Source organism: Magnetospira sp. QH-2, assembly GCF_000968135.1.
Lineage (GTDB): Bacteria > Pseudomonadota > Alphaproteobacteria > Rhodospirillales > Magnetospiraceae > Magnetospira.
Genome location: NZ_FO538765.1, coordinates 82,281 through 101,146, shown reverse-complemented (window position 1 = coordinate 101,146; position 18,866 = coordinate 82,281). Strand labels below are relative to the sequence as shown.

The following is an 18,866-nucleotide window of genomic DNA, read 5'->3' as shown; positions in this document are numbered from 1 at the left end:
ACGATTCGGAGGGGCGCAAGACCAATCTCTTAGGGAGGAGCCCCCCATGGTACTAAATCCGGTCAAGCAAAAAGCCGACCTGATCGAAAAAGCGGTTACCGAAGCCAACGAACGCCTCGATAGCCCTCTGGCCGAAAATGCCGCCACTTTCATGCGGCAATTCTACCGTCGCGTCATGCCCGAAGACATGATCGGCGACCCGGTGGACCGCCTGTTTGGCGGCGCTCTCTCTCTGTGGCTATTTGGTACCAAGCGGCAAAAAGGCGGGCACAAAGTTCGGGTCTATAATCCAAGCCTGGAAGAACACGGCTGGCGCGCCGAGCAGACCGTGGTCGAGGTCGTCATTTCCGACAGACCGTTTTTGATTGATTCCATTTCCGCCGCCCTATCGAAAAAAGGTCTGGCCATTCATCGGCTGGTGCATCCGTTGATCACCCTTAGCCGTGACGACGACGGCGCCGTGCAGGCCATCATGGATGGAAAGTCGGATGACGAGGATCTGAACCGGGAATCCTATATTCAGGTCCTGGTCACCAAACAGTCGTCGGGGGAACGCCTCAAAGAGATCCAGCAGAGCCTCGATTCGGTGCTGAGAGACGTGGACGCCGCCGTCACCGACTGGCGCAGCATGGTCGATCGCATGGATGCCGTGCTGGCCGAACTGGATGAACCTCCCGCCAACCTGGATGCGGAAGTGGTCAGCGAAACCCGCGACTTCCTCAACTGGCTGCATCACGGCAATTACACATTCCTGGGCTATCGCTTCTGCTCCTTCGTTGGCGCCATGGGCGAACAGAAGATCGAAGTGGACGGGGACTCCGCTCTGGGACTCCTGGGCAAAAAGGAAGTGCTGGTCTTCAAGCAACTCGTGGATGGCCGACCGTTGCCTGGCGAGGTGCGGGCCTTTGTCCATAAGCCCGATATCATGATGGTCACCAAGGCCAACCTTCGGTCCACGGTGCATCGCGACACCCATATGGACACCATCTGCATCAAGAAGTACGACGCCGAGGGACGGGTCGCCGGACAGCATGTATTCGTCGGCCTGTTTACCGCCTCCGCCTATAACCGCACCCCCACCGACATTCCGATGATCGCCAAGAAGGTCAATCGTATTCTCGATGCGGCGGGCCTGCCCCGGTCGAGTCATGACGCCAAGGTCATGCTCAATGTGTTGGAAACTTTCCCGCGCGACGAGCTGTTCCAGATCGGCGAACAGGATCTGTTGGAGATCGCCCAAGGCATCATGCACCTGCAACAGCAGCCTCGGGTGGCTTTGTTTGTGCGGCGGGACGACTTTGAACGGTTCATGTCCTGTTTGGTCTATATCCCGCGCGACCGCTACACCACCAATCTGCGCAAGCGTATTCAAAAGATATTGGAATCCGCCTTCAATGCCGAGACTTCGGCTTATTACATCCAGGTGTCCGACGGCGCCCTGGCACGGCTGCATATCATCATGCGCACGGAGCCGGGGATCGATCTGGATTACAATGTCGCCGAGATCGAAGCGGAAATCATCGAAACCGCGCGGACCTGGACCGACCGCCTGGAGCAGGCCTTGGTCGAGGCCCGGGGCGAGGAGATTGGCCTGACGTTGTTCCAACGGTACGGTGAAGCCTTCCCGTCGGGCTATACGGACCGCTTCAATGTGGACGCCGCCGTGGCCGACGTGGAACTGGTGGACAGCGTGCTGGCCGCCAAGACCATGGACATGAATCTTTATCGCCCCCTGGGCATGTCCCCGGATCGGGTGCGACTGAAGATCTATCACCCCAACAGCGCGGTTCCATTGTCCGATGTCCTGCCCATGCTTGAGCACATGGGCTTCAAGGTCATGGACGAAGTCCCTTATGAAGTGCGCCCCGGTGTCATTCGAGGCAAGGGCTCGGACTTCGTGATGATTCATGATTTCGGTTTACAGACCCGCGATGGCGGCAACATCGATTTGGGTGTGGTGCGCGAGAACTTCGAGGAAGCCTTCCAACGGGTTTGGGCCGGGGATGCCGAAAGCGATGGCTTCAACGCCTTGATCCTCAGCGCCGGATTGGCCTGGCGCGAAGTGGCGATGCTGCGCGGACTATGCAAATACCTGCGTCAGGCAGCCATTCCCTTTTCTCAAGCCTATATGGAACAGACCTTGGGCCGCAACGCCCATCTGGCCCGGCAGATCGTGCAACTGTTCCTGGCCCGCTTCGATCCGGCCCGCGCCAAGATGCGCGACAAGACCGTCGGTGCCCTGCACAACGACCTGATGGTCAGCCTGGAAGAAGTCGCCAGCGCCGACGAGGATCGCATCCTCAAGCGCTTTATCAATGTGGTGGAATCCACACTGCGCACCAACTACTTCCAGACCGACGGGGAAGGAAACCCGCAACCCTATATCTCCTTTAAACTGGATAGCCAGAACGTCGAGGAACTGCCCCTGCCGCGGCCCTGGCGCGAGATCTTCGTCTATAGTCCCCGGGTGGAAGCGGTCCATCTGCGCGGCGGTCCGGTGGCCCGTGGCGGACTTCGCTGGTCCGACCGACAGGAGGATTTCCGCACCGAGATCCTCGGCCTGGTCAAGGCTCAGCAGGTCAAGAACGCGGTTATCGTGCCGGTGGGCTCCAAGGGCGGTTTCGTGGTTAAAAGGCCGCCCACCGAGGGCGGGCGACAGGCCTTCATCGAAGAGGGCATCGCCTGCTACAAGTCGTTCATCGCCGCCATGTTGGAAATCACCGACAATCTGGATGGCGATTCGGTCGTCCCGCCGACAGATGTGGTCCGCCACGACGGCGACGATTCCTATCTGGTGGTCGCGGCGGATAAGGGCACCGCGACCTTCTCCGACATTGCCAATGGCGTGGCCATTGATCACGGCTTCTGGCTTGGGGATGCTTTCGCATCGGGCGGCAGCAACGGCTATGACCACAAGGCCATGGGCATCACCGCCAAGGGTGGCTGGGAATCGGTCAAGCGCCATTTCCGCGAGATGGGGGTGGATACCCAGTCGCAGGAATTCACCGTGGCCGGGGTCGGCGACATGGGCGGCGACGTGTTTGGCAACGGTATGCTTTTGTCACCGCATATCAAGCTGGTCGCGGCTTTCAACCACTTGCATATCTTCATCGATCCGGACCCGGACGCGGCCAAGACGTTCAAGGAACGCACGCGGCTGTTCAACGATATCAAGGGCTGGGACGCCTATGACCAGAAACTGTTGTCCAAGGGCGGCGCCATTTTCCAGCGATCTTCGAAGAAGCTCAAACTGACACCGGAAATCAAGAAAGTCCTGGGGATTTCCAAAGACACGGTGACCCCCACCGAATTGATCCGCGCCATTCTGACCGCCGAAATCGATCTGTTGTGGTTCGGCGGCATCGGGACCTATATCAAGTCCACCACCGAGACCCATGCGGACGCGGGCGACCGGGCCAACGACGCGGTGCGCATCGACGCCCCGGAACTGCGTTGCAAGGTGATCGGCGAAGGCGCCAACCTGGGCGTGACCCAGCGGGCCCGCATTCAATTCGCGCTGCGCGGAGGACGACTGAATACGGATTCCATCGATAACTCGGCCGGGGTGGATTGCTCTGACCACGAGGTCAATATCAAGATCCTTTTGGACAAGGTGGTGTCCGACGGCGACATGACGCCCAAGCAACGCACGGCCTTGTTGGAAAAGATGACCGACGAGGTGGGCGAGCTGGTGTTGCGCGACAACTATCTGCAATCCCAGGCCCTGACCATCGTGGCCAGTCAAGGCACCGATATCCTAGACCAGCAGGTCCGCCTGATGCGCATGCTGGAGCGCACCGGACGGCTCGACCGGGCTGTGGAGTTCCTGCCCGACGACGAGACCCTGAGCGAAAGGGAAGCCGCCGGACAGGGCCTGACCCGGCCGGAAATCTCCATCCTCATGCCCTATGCCAAAATCTGGCTGTTCGATCAGGTAATGGAGTCCGATCTGCCCGATGATCCGGCTCTGGCGGAGGACTTGATCCGCTACTTCCCCACCGCTCTGCGTAAAAAGTACCGCAAGGTGATCAACGAGCATCGGCTGCGCAGAGAGATCGTTGCCACCTATGTGGCCAATGCCATGATCAACCGGGTCGGCGGCTATTTCGTCACTCAGATCGCCGAGAAGACCGGCCTGCATGCCGCCGAAGTGGCCCGGGCCTATCTGATCACCCGCGATGTCTTCAACCTGCGCGAGGTTTGGGCGCAGATTGAGGCCCTGGACAACAAGGTGCGGGCCGAGGTGCAGACCCGCATGCTGTTGGAAGTCAACCGGCTGGTGGATCGGGGGACCATGTGGTTCCTGCGCCAGATGAAGCTGCCCTTGGACATTGGCGCCAATGTGGCCCGCTTCGCGCCCGGGGTCGCGACACTGACCGATCAATTGGACCAGGTTCTGGCCACCCGTGCCGCCGAAGATCTGGCGGCGCGCAAGCAAGGCTACCTGGAAGCGGGGCTGGACGAGGACCTGGCCCTGCGCATGGCCGGACTGATGGTCATGGTGTCCGGCTGTGACATCGTGCGGCTGGCCTCCGACCACGACCTGTCGGTGGAGGCCGTGGCCAAGCATTACTTCGCCGTCGGCGGACGGTTCAAGCTCGGCTTCATGCGCGCCGCGGCGGAAGAGCTGAAATCGGAAAACCACTGGCAGAAGCTGGCCGTGGCAGCCCTGATCGAAGACCTCTATGGCCACCAGATGGCGCTGACCTCGAAAGTGCTGTCCTGTCCCAAGCGGGTCGATAGCGAGCCGGACGAAGCCATCGCCAACTGGGTGGAGCTGCACAGCGACATGGTCGGACGCACCGAACAGATGCTGTCGGAAATGTGGGCGGGTGACAAACCGGACTTCTCCATGCTAGCGGTATCCAGCCGCCAGCTTCGTGCGTTGGCGGAGGATTCCCCGGAGGGATCCGCCTGCTGACCGCCAACAACAGAGAACCCGATGACCTTTCCCGATGACTCCTATGCCGACATCGCTTCCTATTTCGACGCCTATGCGGACCGCCTGGCCCATGCCCTGAAGTCCATTGACCGGAGCAAACTGGATCAGGCGGGCCAGCGTCTGGCCGCCGCTTACGAAAACGGCGGACGCCTTTATGTTTGCGGCAATGGGGGCTCGGCGGCCATTGCCGATAGCTTTGTCGGCGACCACGCCAAGCTGGTGCAGTCCGATACCCACCTGAAGCCCCGGATCATTTCGTTGTCGTCTAACATTCCCATGTTGACCGCCATCGCCAATGACCTTTCCTACGATGACGTGTTCCTCTACCCATTGCGCTCCGATGCCCGGCCGGGGGATCTACTGCTGGTCATCAGTTCGTCGGGGAATTCCGAAAACGTCGTGCGCGCCGCCCAATGGGCACGGGACAATGAGATCGATGTCATTGCCTTCACTGGTTTTACCGGCGGACGACTGGCCGGAATCGCCACCCATCATTTGCATGTGGAGGCCGACAACTACGGTGTCATAGAGGATAGCCATCAATCCCTGATGCATGTGCTGGCCCAATACATCCGCATGGCCAACATGGACCCGGCGCTGATTGCCGAGCGGTTGTTCTGAGATTCGGGACTTTCTCTTGAGCCCACGCTAGATCACGTCGTGATTGATCGGATTCGATCAAACATGAAAAACGTGATCGATTCCAATAAGGTCGCGCGTGTCTAGCGGGTCCGATTGGACCCGACACGCGCTAGGAAACTCCGACACCAACCCGTGACATTCTCAATCATCTGAGCATCTTGGGTATTCAAGTTGAACGCTCTCCGCCTTACTCTGTCACAGCAAGGGTCAGTTTAAGAGCATCGGCCGCGAGGGATGGATCTGCTCTGAGTACACCGGCGAGGATTCCGCTTCGCCTTCCCGTGCCGACAATCTCCAACAATCAGTAAACCATGGCTTATTGGCTTCCCTTCTTGCAGGCGTGACAAATGCCTTGCTGGGCTCCCATGGCATGAGCAGTCAAGTGTCGTGGTCGGGAACCCGATTGAAAAACTTGCTACGCCACTTTCCTCACGTGGGCGATTTCCTTGGTGCCCACAGGTCGGATATTCGCGGCAGCCACCGTCTCCACGGCAACCGTGATTCCAGACAGCGTGGCAAATTCCACCTCGTAACCCGATCCGTTCCCGTGAATCATCACCACTGTGCCGATATCACCAGCCTCCAGGCCGGCGTTCGGCAGGTCAGACTGTAGAACCACTGGATCATATTCTTTGATCATCGGTTACTCCGAACGAACAGGATAAGCGGTCACAAGTTTGGGCCGTATTCGCCCTTCGGCGACAAACCACACCGTCCGAAGGAGGACGATGCGCCCCAACGGGCTTCGCAATTCACCCTCTACCGTATACTTTTTTTCGAATTCTGTCTCGCCCGTTGATAGAACCTGAGCAGATCTCCCATGAGCGAGCAGTGCCTCCCGCAAAAGAGGCCATTCGGCGCGCGAGAATCCGATCCCTATGAAAAAACGCGCCTTGGCCCGCCCCAACGCGTGCTATTCAGAGAGCAGATAGTCGACGATTTTTCGCTCGTCGACCTCCGCCTCTGCCGCATTTGGTAGCTTTTTCAAGGCTCACCCCGGCAGGCGGCTTTCCCCCATCAAGAAGCCATCCACGGCGCGGGCGCAACGGCGGCCTTCCTTGATCGCCCAGACAATCAAGGACTGTCCCCGACGCATGTCGCCGCAGGAAAACACCTTGGAATTGGAGCTTTGGAAATTGTCGTAGTCGGCCAAGACGTTGCCGCGCGGATCCAGTTCCAGCTCGAGATCGCTGACCAGACCCTCATGAACCGGATGGACAAAGCCCATGGCCAATAGAGCCATGTCGGCCTTGAGAACGAACTCGGTGCCCGCCACCGGCTGCATCTTGTCATCGACCTTGACGCAGTTGAGTTTGGTCAGCTTGCCGTTGACGCCCTCGAACGAGGTGGTCATGACGCTCCACTGACGCTCGCAGCCTTCCTCGTGGGAGGTCGATGTGCGCAGCTTTAAGGGCCACTTGGGCCAGACCGTCGGCTTGAACTCTTCTTTCGGCGGTCGGGGCATGATCTCGATCTGGGTGACGCTCCGCGCCCCATGGCGGATAGAGGTGCCGACGCAGTCGGATCCGGTATCGCCACCACCGATGACCACCACATGTTTGTCGCGGGCGATAATTTCGTGTTCCTCGGGGAACGGTTCGTCGGCCACCCGCTTGTTCTGCTGGGTGAGGAAATCCATGGCGAAATGGACGCCGTCCAAATCCCGACCCGGGACCGGCAAATCGCGCGGCTTTTCCGATCCACAGGCCAAAACCACGGCGTCATATTTTTCCATCAGCCGGGCCGTGGGGATATTGACCCCCACATGACAGCCAGAGCGGAACTCCACACCTTCGGCCTGCATTTGGGCCATGCGGCGGTCAATGGTCCATTTTTCCAGCTTGAAATCGGGAATGCCATAACGCATCAGGCCGCCCATGCGGGCGTTCTTTTCCATCACCACCACCTCATGGCCGGCACGGGCCAGTTGCTGGGCAGCGGCCAGACCGGCGGGACCGGCCCCGACCACGGCAATGCGCTTGCCGGTCCGGTGGCTGGCAATCTGCGGCTTGACCAGATTGGCGGCCCAGCCCTTCTCGATGGTATTGAGCTCGATATTCTTGATGGTCACCGCTTCGTCGGTAAGGTTCAAGGTGCAAGACGCCTCGCAGGGCGCCGGACAGACCCGTCCGGTGAACTCGGGGAAATTATTGGTCGAATGCAGGGTGCGCAGAGCATCTTCCCAGCGCCCCCGATAGACCGAATGGTTCCAGTCCGGGATGAGATTGTCCACCGGGCATCCACCGTGGCAGAAGGGAATGCCGCAATCCATGCAGCGGGCCCCCTGACGGCCCAGTTCCCGATCATCCAGTTGGATGGCGAATTCCCGATAGTGGCGGATCCGCTGGTGCACCGGGGCATAGCCCGGGGCTTGGCGGTTGATTTCCATGAATCCGGTCGGCTTGCCCATGGCTCACTTCCCTCCACGCAGACCGTGACCGGCCTGTTGTTTTTCGACGTTTCTGGCGATCTGCATTTCTTGCAGGGCGCGGCGATATTCCACCGGCATGATCTTGCGGAACTTGGGCAGCATCTGCTCCCAATTCTCCAGGATTATCTTGGCCCGGGCGCTGTCAGTGTAATGGGCATGCTTTTCGATCAACTGCCGCAGGCGCAGGGCGTCGTGACGGGTCATATCCGCCATGACGTCCACCCGACCGTGGGTCTCCAGGTCGAGACCCTGGTGGTCCAGATCCTCCAAGGCTTCCGCCTCGTCCATCACCGGTTCCAGTTCGACCATCGCCATGTTACAGCGCATTTCAAAGTCACCCGCTTCGTCGAGCACATAGGCGATCCCGCCGGACATGCCCGCCGCGAAGTTGCGGCCGGTGGCGCCCAGCACCACGACCACGCCGCCGGTCATGTATTCGCAGCCGTGATCACCGGTTCCCTCGACCACCGCGATGGCCCCCGAGTTGCGAACCGCGAAGCGTTCCCCGGCAATGCCGCGGAAGTAACATTCACCGGCAATGGCACCATAGAGCACCGTATTGCCGACAATCATGTTGTCCTCGGCGACGATGGGGCATTCGGCGGCCGGATAGACCACCAGCCGTCCGCCGGACAGGCCCTTGCCCACATAGTCGTTGGCTTCGCCTTCAAGCTCCAAGGTGACACCCCGAGCGACCCAGGCGCCAAAGGACTGGCCCGCGGTCCCCTTGAGTTTCACCGAAATGGTATCCTCGGGCAGGCCCTCGTGACCATGGGCCTCGGCGACCCGGCCCGACAGCATGGCGCCCACCGAACGGTCGGTGTTGCGGATGTCGGTGGTGATCTGCACGGCGGTGCCGCTCTTCAGGGCCGGTTTGGCCTCGGCGATCAGCTTGTTGTCCAGCTGCTTGTCCAGACCATGATCCTGAACCTCGCAATTGAAGACCGCCGTCTTTTCATCGGCCTCGGGCTTGGTCAGGATGCGGCTGTAATCCAGTCCGCGCGCCTTCCAGTGATCCATCGCCTTGCGCATGTCGAGCATCTCGGAGTGACCGATCATTTCCTCGAACTTGCGGAAACCCATGCTCGCCATGTACTTGCGCACTTCCTCGGCGACAAACATGAAGTAGGCAATCACGTGTTCCGGCTGGCCGAGGAACTTTTTACGCAGTTCCGGGTCCTGGGTGGCGACACCCACCGGGCAGGTATTGAGATGGCATTTACGCATCATGATGCAGCCCTCGGCGATGAGAGCCACGGTAGCAAAGCCGAATTCATCAGCGCCCAGCAGCGCACCGATCACCACGTCACGGCCGGTGCGCATGCCGCCATCGGCCTGCACCGCGATGCGGCCACGCAGCTTGTTGAGCACCAGAGTCTGATGGGTTTCGGCGAGGCCGATCTCCCAGGGGCTGCCCGCATGCTTGATGGAGGTCAGCGGCGAGGCGCCGGTGCCACCGTCGAAGCCGGAGATGGTCACATGGTCCGCATGGGCCTTGGAAACGCCCGCGGCCACCGTGCCCACACCCACCTCGGAGACCAGCTTGACCGAAATCCGCGCCTTGGGATTGACGTTCTTCAGGTCATAGATGAGCTGCGCCAGATCCTCGATGGAATAGATGTCATGATGCGGCGGCGGCGAAATCAGGCCGACACCCGGGGTCGAATGGCGCACCCGGGCAATGGTCCGATTGACCTTGTGGCCGGGCAACTGGCCACCTTCACCGGGCTTGGCGCCCTGGGCCATTTTAATCTGAATATCGTCGGCATTGACCAGGTAGTGGGTGGTCACGCCGAACCGGCCCGAGGCCACCTGCTTGATGGCCGAGCGCTTCAGATCGCCATTGGACTCGCGAACGAACCGTTCCGGCTCTTCGCCGCCTTCGCCGGAATTGGATTTGCCGCCAATGCGGTTCATGGCCACAGCCAAAGTGCTGTGCGCCTCGTAGGAAATAGAGCCAAAGGACATGGCGCCGGTGGCGAACCGCTTGACGATCTCGCTGGCGGGTTCCACCTCGTCAATGGAAATGGGGTTGGCGGCTTCCTTGATGTCGAACAGGCCGCGCAGGGTCAACAGCTTGCGGGACTGATCGTTGACCCGCTGGGCATATTGATCATAGCGCTGTTGGTCGTTCATGCGCACCGCATGTTGCAGATCGCCGATGGTTTCCGGCGTCCAGACATGCTCCTCGCCCTTCAGGCGATACGACAGGAACCCGCCAGGATCCAGCTCGTCGTATTTGTGCGAGGCATAGGCCTGGCGGTGACGACGAATGGTTTCGGCGGCCACTTCGGCCAGACCGACACCCTCGACCGTGGTGTCGGTGCCGGCGAAATAAGCATCAATGAAGTCGCGGGACACGCCCACCGCATCAAAGATCTGCGCACCGCAATAGGATTGGTAGGTGGAGATGCCCATCTTCGACATCACCTTCAACAGACCTTTGTCCACCGCCTTGATATAGCGGGCATGCATCTCGTCCAGATCCAACGGATCGGGTAGCTTGGGCTGCAAGCTGGCCAGGGAGTCCAGCGCCAGATAGGGATTGACCGCCTCGGCGCCATAACCCGCCAGCACCGCGAAGTGATGCACCTCGCGGGCCTCGCCGGTCTCGACCACCAGGCCGGTCTCCGTCCGCAGGCCGTTGCGCACCAAGTGATGATGGACCGCTGCCGTGGCCAGCAAGGCCGGGATGGCCACATGATCCGCATCCATGCCCCGGTCGGACAGGATCAAAATGTTGTATCCGTCCTCGCGGATGGCCCGCTCGGCCTTGTCCACCAGTGCCTTGAGCGCCGGGCCCAGACCTGCTTCGCCCTGTTCCACCGGATAGCAGATGCTGATGGTACTGGTGCGGAAGGAATCGCCCAGGGCATCGTCGATGCGACGGATCTTTTCCAGATCGCCATTGGTCAGAATCGGCTGCCGGACTTCCAGGCGCATGTGCCGTCCACCGGTTTCCAGGTCCAGGATATTGGGCCGGGGACCGATCAGTGAAATCAGCGACATGACCAGTTCCTCGCGGATCGGGTCGATGGGCGGATTGGTCACCTGGGCAAACTTCTGCCGGAAATAGTCATAGAGCAGCCGCGACTTGTCGGAGAGCACCGCCAGCGCCGAGGTGGCACCCATGGAACCCACCGGGTCCTGGCCGCTCAGGGCCATGGGCTTGAGGAAGAACTTTAGGTCTTCCTGATTGTAGCCGAAGGCCTTTTGCCGTTGCAGGATGATGTCGTCATCCGGCGCCATGGCCGCCACCTGGGCGGGCTGGTGCTCCAACATGATCTGCGTCTCGGCCAGCCAGCGGCGATAGGGCTTGCTGTGGGACAGGTCCTTCTTCATTTCCTCGTCGGAAATGATACGGCCCTGTTCCAGGTCGATGAGCAGCATCTTGCCCGGCTGCAACCGCCACTTTTGGACGATTTTGTCCTCGGGCACCGGCAGCACGCCCATTTCCGATCCCATGACCACGAAATCATCGTCGGTGACCAGATAGCGCGCCGGGCGCAGGCCATTGCGGTCCAAGGTGGCGCCGATCTGCCGCCCATCGGTGAAGCAAACGGCGGCGGGGCCATCCCAGGGCTCCATCAGCGCGGCATGGTATTCGTAAAAGGCCTTGCGGTGGATTCCCATAAACGGATTATCCGACCAGGCTTCGGGGACCAGCATCATCATGGCATGAGCCATGCTGTAGCCGCCCTGAACCAGGAGCTCCAACGCGTTGTCGAAGCTCGCCGAATCCGACTGTCCCTCGGCGATCACCGGCCAGATCTTGGGCAGGTCGTCACCCAGCAGGCTGGAAACCATGCCATTGCGACGGGCGTTCATCCAATTGATGTTGCCGCGTACCGTATTGATCTCGCCGTTGTGACAGATCATGCGGAACGGATGAGCCAACTCCCAACTGGGGAAGGTATTGGTGGAAAACCGCTGGTGCACCAGGGCCAGGGCCGAAACCATGCGCTCGTCGGTCAGGTCCTGATAATAGGCATCCACCTGATCAGCCAGCAGCATTCCCTTGTAGACAATGGTGCGCGAGGACATGGAGGGCACATAGACCATCTGTGCATCGGGCACATCGATCTGGCGGCACTCGTTCTGCACCCGCTTGTGAATCACATAGAGTTTGCGCTCAAAGGCATCCTGATCGGCCAGACTGGCGGTCCGGCCAATGAACACCTGCCGAATCGCCGGTTCGACCGCAAGCACGCTTTCGCCGATTCCGGCATTGTCCGTTGGCACCTCGCGCCAGCCGAGAACCGTCTGGCCCTCTTCAAGGACGATCTTTTCGATCCGGGCCTCGCAGGTGGCGCGGCTGGTATCATCCTTGGGCAGGAACAACATGCCGACGCCGTAGTGACCCGCTTCCGGCAGATCGAACCCCAACGCAGCGCATTCAGCGCGCAGAAAGGCATCGGGCAACTGAATCAGGATACCGGCCCCATCGCCGGCCAGGGGATCGGCCCCAACAGCGCCGCGGTGGGTCAGGTTTTTCAGGATCTCAAGACCCTGGCTGACCACATGGTGGCTCTTTTGATTCTTCACATGACAGATGAAACCGACACCACAGGCGTCATGTTCATTGGCGGGGTCGTAGAGGCCCCTCGGAGCCGGATAGCCAGCAGCTCTCATAATTCACTCCCTCAAAAGCGGGGTCCTGATTTTCCAGAGTGGTCGATGATAACCAACCCCAGGCGCCCCTGACGGGCGGCATTCGGCAAACCCGTGCCAGTCCAATCCATGGATCACGGCGCGGCCCGCGCGGGGCTATTACCATGTCCGGCTCAGGTTCGGAACCCCTTGCTTGACGGGTTCCGGGATTTGTAACGGTCGTGCAGTCTGCCTGAAAGAGGCAACTAGGTCAATAGTACTGACTTAAACCCACCTCACTCATTGACTTAGCCTATGAATCCCATGGGGAAATAAAATTTCCCCATGCTCGGACCAGTCCTTACATTCGTGCGAGTCCCTGAACCCGTACGAAAGGCAAGACCATGTATCGCTTCCTTATTGTTCTTGGTGCCCTGTTTGGGGTGACCCTCACGCTTCCGAGCAAGTCCCTTGCCGAGGGTCCCGCCCTGCATGGCCAGCGGACATTGTCCCTGGACTTGGCGCAGACCGCCGCCAGAGCGGCCTTGGATCACTGCAAGGAGGCCGGGTACGCGGTGGCGGTGGCGGTGGTCGACCGGGGCGGCCATGCCCAGGTTCTGCTGCGCGATCGGTTCGCCGGGCCCCATACCATCGACACGGCCATGGGCAAGGCCTGGACCGCCAACAGCTTTCGCGAATCCACCGGAAACCTGGCAGCGCTGTTGGCCGAAGGCGTGCTGCCCGCGCGCATTCCGGATATTCCCGGCACCTTGCTGATTCCCGGCGGTCGGATTGTCGAAGCGGCGGGGGCAACGGTCGGCGCCATCGGCGTCTCCGGCGCCCCGCGTGGCGAGAGCGATCGCAACAGCATCGACGGCGCTTGTGCCCAAGCGGGAATCGACGCCATTATCGAGGCCATCGAATTCGCTGACTGACGGATCTTTGTCATGCCGCCCCTCGCCGCGCTGCCGGACCCGCCCTACTACGCCGTGATCTTCAGCTCTCGGCGGACCGGGAGCGACGACGGCTATGACCTGGCGGCGCAGCGCATGATGGCCTTGGCAAAAGACCAGCCCGGGTTTCTCGGGGTTGAGTCCGTGCGCGATGCGGACGGATTCGGCATCACGGTTTCCTATTGGCGCGATCTGGACTCGCTGAAGGCCTGGGGCCGCAATCGGGAACATCAGGTGGTGCAACGAAAGGGCGCCGAGTTCTGGTACGGCGACTACCGCCTGCTGATTACCCGGGTGGAAAGCTCACGGACAGCCCGCCGACAGGGCCGATAGGGTCCGGGCCATGACATGGACGCTTTCCTCGATCACCGCCTGATTGGGGCCACCCGGTGTCCAGGCCGCCTCGAAATGCACATGGGCGGGGGTGCCATCCTTGGTAACGATGGGGCAGGCCACCGATGATTCCGGCAATTTGGAGCGCGGCAGGATACCCCCGGCGATGCCCAGATCGGCCCATTCCGCCACCACGCCATAGGTCAACGCCTGCCCGGCATAGGGAGTCAAGGGCACGGACTCACGCGCGAACAGGTCACCGATCACATCGGACAGGCCGCAGCCGTTGGTCAGGATGATCGGTTGTTCCGCCAACGCGGCCACCTCCACCCCGTTGGCGCCGGGGCTCCCCACGTCCGTTTGTGGCGGAATGTAGAACAACGGCTCGTCGTATAGCGGATGGCTCTGTTCATAGCGTGAACGGGATTGCCGGGGCTGGAGCGCCAGATCGAGAGTATCGTGGGTCAGGCGCTCACCCAAGTCATCGATGAAACATTGCTTGAGGAAGGTCTCCGACCACAGGCCGCGCTGCTTCAGGGCCTGCAACGCCCCACTGAATAGGCCATTGTCAATCAGCGGCGAGAGGCCGATCCGCAGAATGCGACTGTCCGGCTGGAAATAGGCCTGGGCGGATTTTTGCAGTTCGTCCTTGGCATCCAGCACCGCTTGGGCCAGGGGCAGTATAAAGCTCCCGAAGCGGGTGATGGTCACCGACCGAGTGGTGCGCCGGAAGAGTTTGCCGCCCAGCTCTTCTTCCAACTGGGCAATGCCGTTGGACAGGGTTGGCTGGGTGACGCAACAACGCTTGGCCGCCTCGCTAAACGAGCCGCAGGCGTCAACCGCCGTTACATAGCGCAACTGAGCCAGATTCATGATCGCCTCATTTATTCTCTGAATCTATAAACAGAATTTTTAATGACAATTTCTCTATTAATATGCCCTGTCCCATAGTCTTCCCACAAGCCCGTCGCGCAGATCGGGTTCAATTGAACCCGGCGAATCAGCGCGAGCCTATTGATACCGATCACGTTTCTCGCGGTGGATCGAGTCCGATCAAACGCGGCATGATCTAGGAGGACCGCGCCATGGATATCTCGCTTTATGTCACCGCCGCCGCCGTGATGGGCTGTGGCGTGCTGATCTTGGTCTCCGGGGAACTGTCCCGCCGCTTGGGCCTATCGCGCACCGGTCGAATGATGATGGCGGGAATGTTGGGCTTTGGGGTCATTGGCCTGTCCATCAAGGCCGTTGTCTTGTTGTTGCTGCAACCCCCCGCGTCCTTGGCCGCCATGGTGGAAGCCGGTCAGGTCATCACCCCCCAGGCCCAGCGCAGCACAAGCGAGGGTCTGCCGCTCGGCCTGACCTATGCCGGACGGGGCAAGGCTTGGCGGGCACTGCCGGTGACCGACATCCCCCCCCAGGACGAGACCCAAGTTGAATTGGGGCGACGGCTTTTCTTCGATACCCGGCTCTCTTCCAGCGGCCAGGTGGCCTGCGCCTCCTGTCACGTCATCGCCAAGGGTGGGGACGACGACAGCGCCACCTCGACCGGTATCCGCAACCTGAAAGGCGAGCGCAACGCCCCGACGGTTCTCAACGCGGCTTTCCTCAAGCGCCTTTTCTGGGATGGTCGCGCCGCCTCTTTGGAAGAGCAGGCCGTGGGCCCGCTGACCAATCCGGTGGAAATGGACCTGCCGTCCTTGGACCGGGCGGTGGCCATCGTCGCGGCGGATGAGTCCTATCGCCAAGCCTTCGGTGGAACGGTGACCATCGACAAGATCGCCTCGGCCATCGCCTCATTTGAGCGCACCTTGATCACACCGGGCTCGCCCTATGATCGCTTCGTTGAAGGCGATAACGAGGCCTTGAACCAAAGCCAGATACGCGGGCTGATGCTGTTTGACGAGATTGGCTGCCGTGGCTGCCATCCGGACCCCTGGTTCACCGTCGCCGCCCAACCCCATGCCAGCCCCTATCGGGTTTTTCCGGTGTATCGCGATTCCCCGTCGGTGGCCCGGTATGATCTGACCAAGGACAAGGGACTGAACGGATCGGGCGTCTGGCGAGTGCCTTCGCTGCGCAACATCGACCGGACCGCGCCCTATTTCCACAACGGCTCGGTCGAGGACCTGGAAGAAGCCGTGCGGGTTATGGTCGCAACCCAGTTGGGGCGCGAGGTACAATCGGGGCCCGCCATGCGGCCGCAGATCGTCCGCGATGAGCACGGCCGACCATCGGTCACCGGGCGCCGCGCCCTGACCGACCGGGACATGGGAGATCTGACAGCCTTTCTACGCGCCCTGACCGGCGTGACCCCCGCCGTGGTGGTTCCGGGAACATCGTGAATTAGTCGTTTCCCTGACCGGCCTCATTGAATAGGGTGGCTCTCTCGCAATACCAACAGACAGGGAAGGAGTCCCCCACCATGGCCGCACGGATAGGAATCAACGGATTCGGACGCATGGGACGACTGGGCATGCGGGTGGCCTGGGGCCGAGATGACCTGGAAGTGGTCCATATCAACGAGATCAAGGGCGGGGCCGCCTGTGCCGCCCATATCCTTGAGTTCGACACAGTACATGGCCGCTGGGACCACACGGCCGAGGCCCGCGGCAACGAGGCCATCGTCATCGACGGCAAGGACGTGGGCTTTTCCGAGGCCGCCGCGCCGGGGGATGTGGCTTGGGGTGACCTGGGCGTTGACATCGTCATCGAGGCCTCGGGCAAGTTCCGCACCCCGGAATTGCTGCAACCCTACTTCGAGCGAGGCGTTAAAAAGGTCATTGTCGCCGCGCCGGTGAAGGAAGGGGCACTGAACGTGGTGCAGGGCATCAACGACGATCTTTATGAGCCGGACAAGCATCACCTGCTGACCGCCGCCTCTTGTACCACCAACTGCCTGGCGCCGGTGGTCAAGGTGGTGCATGAAAACCTGGGCATCGTCCATGGGGCAATCACCACGATCCATGACATCACCAACACCCAGGTGGTTGTCGACGCACCGCACAAAGACTTGCGCCGAGCCCGCTCGGCCATGAATGCGCTGATTCCCACCACCACCGGCTCGGCCACGGCGATCACCATGATCTATCCGGAACTGAAGGGAAAGCTGAATGGCCACGCGGTGCGTGTGCCGCTGCTCAATGCCTCGCTGACCGATTGCGTATTCGAGGTGGGTCGCAAGACCAGCGCCGAGGAGGTCAATGCCCTGTTCCGCGCCGCCGCCGACGGACCGCTGAAAGGCATTCTGGGCCTGGAGATGAGGCCCTTGGTCTCCACCGACTACGTCAATGACCCGCGCTCCTCCATCGTCGACGGGCTGTCGACCATGGTTGTCGACGACACCCAGCTCAAGGTCTATGCCTGGTACGACAATGAATGGGGCTATGTGAACCGGATGATGGAGCTAGCCGGAAAGGTCGCGGCGAGTCTCTAAACGGGAAGCGTGAAGTGGAAGGCACTGCCGCTTTGGCCGTCGCTTTCCACCCAGATCTTCCCACCATGGCGTTCGACGATTTTTTTGCAGATGGCCAGTCCGACCCCGGTGCCGTCATAGGCTTCGCGGCCATGCAGCCGCTGAAAGATGACGAAGATCCGCTCGGCGAAATGGGGCTCGATCCCGATGCCGTTGTCGCGCACGGTGAAGGTGGCCAAGGTGCCTGAAATCCTGGCCGAAATCCGCACTTCCGGCAGTCGGTCGGCATGCCGATATTTGAGAGCATTGGATACCAGGTTCTGGAACAGCTGCAATAGCTGAGACCGGTCGGCCCGCACCCGGGGCAAGGGGCTTTGGACCACCGCTGCCCCCGCCTGTTCGATCCTTGGCCGGAGGATCTCCAGGGCCTGAGCCAGTTCCTTTCCGGCATCCACGGGATCGAACCGGTCGGGGTCGGTTTTCACGTTGGCGAACGTCAACAGATCCTCAATCAGCATGCTCATGCGGCGGGACCCACTGATGGCAAAATCAATGTATTCCTTTGCCTCGCCGTCCAGCCGGTTCTCGCACTTGCGCTCAAGCAGTTGCAAGTAGCTGGTCACCATCCGCAGCGGCTCTTTCAGATCGTGGGAGGACACATGGGCAAATTGCTTGAGTTCCTGGTTCGATCGTTCGAGCTCGGCGTTTTTCAGATGCAGGAGTTGATCGGCGGCGTGGCTCGCGGCGACGCGGCGCGCCCCGAACACCCATCCCAGACCAAGGATGAAAGTGCCCAGGCTCCAAATAGTGCCATGGACCATGGCCAGGTTCCGCGCTTCCATATCGTAGAGTTTTTTGTAAGGCATCATGGAGACCGATACGCCGACACCGCCCCGGATATCGCCGATTTGATACCCTTGATGGGCATGGCATTTCAGGCAGCCCTCCTCGGTCACCATGGGACGCATCAAACGCAATACGGGGGCGCCGTTTGTCTTGGTGAATTCGAACGCCTCCTCGGAGCCTTTCTCGAAGGCCAGCAGCGCCTTGGTCTCCCACTCATCCGCCGCATTATCCGGGTTGAGCGGCAGGAGGCTGGTGATGCGCCCTCGGACTCCATAGAGATCGGCAAATCCCTCCATCATCTGGCGCACCATATAGGCAGGATTCATCAAGGTCAGGTGGCGTCCCGCCGGCGTCGTGATGTCCCGCTCGGGAATATGGGATAGATAGGGACTGGGCTGGGTCTGCTCGGAAATCGGCACATAAACGCCGCCATGCTCCGTGGCCCAAAGGCGGAACCCCAGGTCCTTGTTGAAATTGGCCCGGGCTTCGGTTTTGGCCAGTTCCCGGGCATTGTCCCATTCCTGGCTCAAGATCCAAAATAGCGATGCCAGAACGATTCCCGTCCAGCCGACGAGCAGAACCCCCATGACGGTATGGAAAGAAGAGGTTTCGATCAGCTTCATGGCTTAATCACCGGTCATGGTTGCCGAAGAGGTATGAGCCTGTCATAAATTCGACGCCTCATTTAGAGTACCATAACAGCCTAAACCGATA

The 18,866-nt window shown here is 60.6% G+C and carries 12 protein-coding genes; 6 read left to right on the top strand and 6 right to left on the bottom strand.

Annotated features, from left to right (window positions below; genetic code table 11):
* Positions 1 to 46: 46 nt before the first annotated feature.
* Entirely contained in the window at positions 47 to 4,921 is a 4,875-nt protein-coding gene (locus tag MGMAQ_RS00505; protein WP_046019982.1) for an NAD-glutamate dehydrogenase, read from the top strand.
* Between the two features lie 21 nt (positions 4,922 to 4,942).
* Positions 4,943 to 5,563 (top strand): SIS domain-containing protein, encoded by a 621-nt coding sequence (locus MGMAQ_RS00500; RefSeq protein ID WP_046019981.1) that lies wholly within the window; start codon positions 4,943 to 4,945, stop codon positions 5,561 to 5,563.
* Positions 5,564 to 5,999: 436 nt separating this feature from the next.
* Here MGMAQ_RS00500 and MGMAQ_RS00495 read toward each other — a convergent pair whose 3' ends face one another.
* From MGMAQ_RS00495 to gltB, 4 genes are all read right to left on the bottom strand, one after another.
* Positions 6,000 to 6,224, bottom strand: coding sequence for a DUF4926 domain-containing protein (locus tag MGMAQ_RS00495; protein WP_046019980.1), 225 nt, complete (start codon positions 6,222 to 6,224; stop codon positions 6,000 to 6,002).
* 3 nt (positions 6,225 to 6,227) lie between these two features.
* On the bottom strand, positions 6,228 to 6,491 hold the full coding sequence (locus tag MGMAQ_RS21575) for a DUF6883 domain-containing protein (protein ID WP_371258376.1): 264 nt from the start codon (positions 6,489 to 6,491) through the stop codon (positions 6,228 to 6,230).
* An 84-nt stretch (positions 6,492 to 6,575) separates the two neighbouring features.
* Positions 6,576 to 7,994, bottom strand: a complete 1,419-nt coding sequence (locus MGMAQ_RS00490) for a glutamate synthase subunit beta (protein ID WP_046019979.1) — start codon at positions 7,992 to 7,994, stop codon at positions 6,576 to 6,578.
* Positions 7,995 to 7,997: 3 nt separating this feature from the next.
* Positions 7,998 to 12,647 carry a glutamate synthase large subunit gene (gltB, locus tag MGMAQ_RS00485; RefSeq protein WP_046019978.1) on the bottom strand — a complete coding sequence of 1,550 codons (4,650 nt, stop codon included), beginning with the start codon at positions 12,645 to 12,647 and terminating at the stop codon, positions 7,998 to 8,000.
* A gap of 362 nt (positions 12,648 to 13,009) precedes the next feature.
* Between gltB and MGMAQ_RS00480 the strand changes: the two genes are divergently transcribed.
* Positions 13,010 to 13,540, top strand: coding sequence for a heme-binding protein (locus tag MGMAQ_RS00480; protein ID WP_052716010.1), 531 nt, complete (start codon positions 13,010 to 13,012; stop codon positions 13,538 to 13,540).
* A gap of 12 nt (positions 13,541 to 13,552) precedes the next feature.
* Positions 13,553 to 13,891: an antibiotic biosynthesis monooxygenase gene (locus MGMAQ_RS00475; RefSeq protein WP_046019977.1), complete on the top strand. Its 339-nt coding sequence runs from the start codon at positions 13,553 to 13,555 to the stop codon at positions 13,889 to 13,891.
* On the opposite strand, the gene MGMAQ_RS00470 is transcribed toward MGMAQ_RS00475, so the two are convergent.
* Complete coding sequence (locus tag MGMAQ_RS00470; protein WP_046019976.1) at positions 13,862 to 14,764, bottom strand: LysR family transcriptional regulator; 903 nt, start codon at positions 14,762 to 14,764, stop codon at positions 13,862 to 13,864. The genes MGMAQ_RS00475 and MGMAQ_RS00470 overlap by 30 nt on opposite strands.
* Positions 14,765 to 14,976: 212 nt before the next feature.
* On the opposite strand from MGMAQ_RS00470, the gene MGMAQ_RS00465 reads away from it, so the two are divergent.
* Positions 14,977 to 16,236: a cytochrome-c peroxidase gene (locus MGMAQ_RS00465; RefSeq protein ID WP_052716008.1), complete on the top strand. Its 1,260-nt coding sequence runs from the start codon at positions 14,977 to 14,979 to the stop codon at positions 16,234 to 16,236.
* Between the two features lie 80 nt (positions 16,237 to 16,316).
* On the top strand, positions 16,317 to 17,327 hold the full coding sequence (locus tag MGMAQ_RS00460; protein WP_046019975.1) for an ArsJ-associated glyceraldehyde-3-phosphate dehydrogenase: 1,011 nt from the start codon (positions 16,317 to 16,319) through the stop codon (positions 17,325 to 17,327).
* On the opposite strand, the gene MGMAQ_RS00455 is transcribed toward MGMAQ_RS00460, so the two are convergent.
* A complete protein-coding gene (locus tag MGMAQ_RS00455) occupies positions 17,324 to 18,775 on the bottom strand; it encodes an ATP-binding protein (protein ID WP_046019974.1) in 1,452 nt (483 codons plus the stop codon). The genes MGMAQ_RS00460 and MGMAQ_RS00455 overlap by 4 nt on opposite strands.
* Positions 18,776 to 18,866: the final 91 nt, after the last annotated feature.

Excerpts from the sequence above, each read along its gene's own strand:
- MGMAQ_RS00480 (WP_052716010.1), top strand. The coding sequence starts at position 13,010 with ATGTATCGCTTCCTTATTGTTCTTGGTGCCCTGTTTGGGGTGACCCTC.
- MGMAQ_RS00470 (WP_046019976.1), bottom strand. The coding sequence starts at position 14,764 with ATGAATCTGGCTCAGTTGCGCTATGTAACGGCGGTTGACGCCTGCGGC.
- MGMAQ_RS00505 (WP_046019982.1), top strand. The coding sequence starts at position 47 with ATGGTACTAAATCCGGTCAAGCAAAAAGCCGACCTGATCGAAAAAGCG.
- gltB (WP_046019978.1), bottom strand. The coding sequence starts at position 12,647 with ATGAGAGCTGCTGGCTATCCGGCTCCGAGGGGCCTCTACGACCCCGCC.
- MGMAQ_RS00465 (WP_052716008.1), top strand. The coding sequence starts at position 14,977 with ATGGATATCTCGCTTTATGTCACCGCCGCCGCCGTGATGGGCTGTGGC.
- MGMAQ_RS00500 (WP_046019981.1), top strand. The coding sequence starts at position 4,943 with ATGACCTTTCCCGATGACTCCTATGCCGACATCGCTTCCTATTTCGAC.
- MGMAQ_RS00455 (WP_046019974.1), bottom strand. The coding sequence starts at position 18,775 with ATGAAGCTGATCGAAACCTCTTCTTTCCATACCGTCATGGGGGTTCTG.
- MGMAQ_RS00490 (WP_046019979.1), bottom strand. The coding sequence starts at position 7,994 with ATGGGCAAGCCGACCGGATTCATGGAAATCAACCGCCAAGCCCCGGGC.
- MGMAQ_RS00460 (WP_046019975.1), top strand. The coding sequence starts at position 16,317 with ATGGCCGCACGGATAGGAATCAACGGATTCGGACGCATGGGACGACTG.
- MGMAQ_RS00495 (WP_046019980.1), bottom strand. The coding sequence starts at position 6,224 with ATGATCAAAGAATATGATCCAGTGGTTCTACAGTCTGACCTGCCGAAC.
- MGMAQ_RS00475 (WP_046019977.1), top strand. The coding sequence starts at position 13,553 with ATGCCGCCCCTCGCCGCGCTGCCGGACCCGCCCTACTACGCCGTGATC.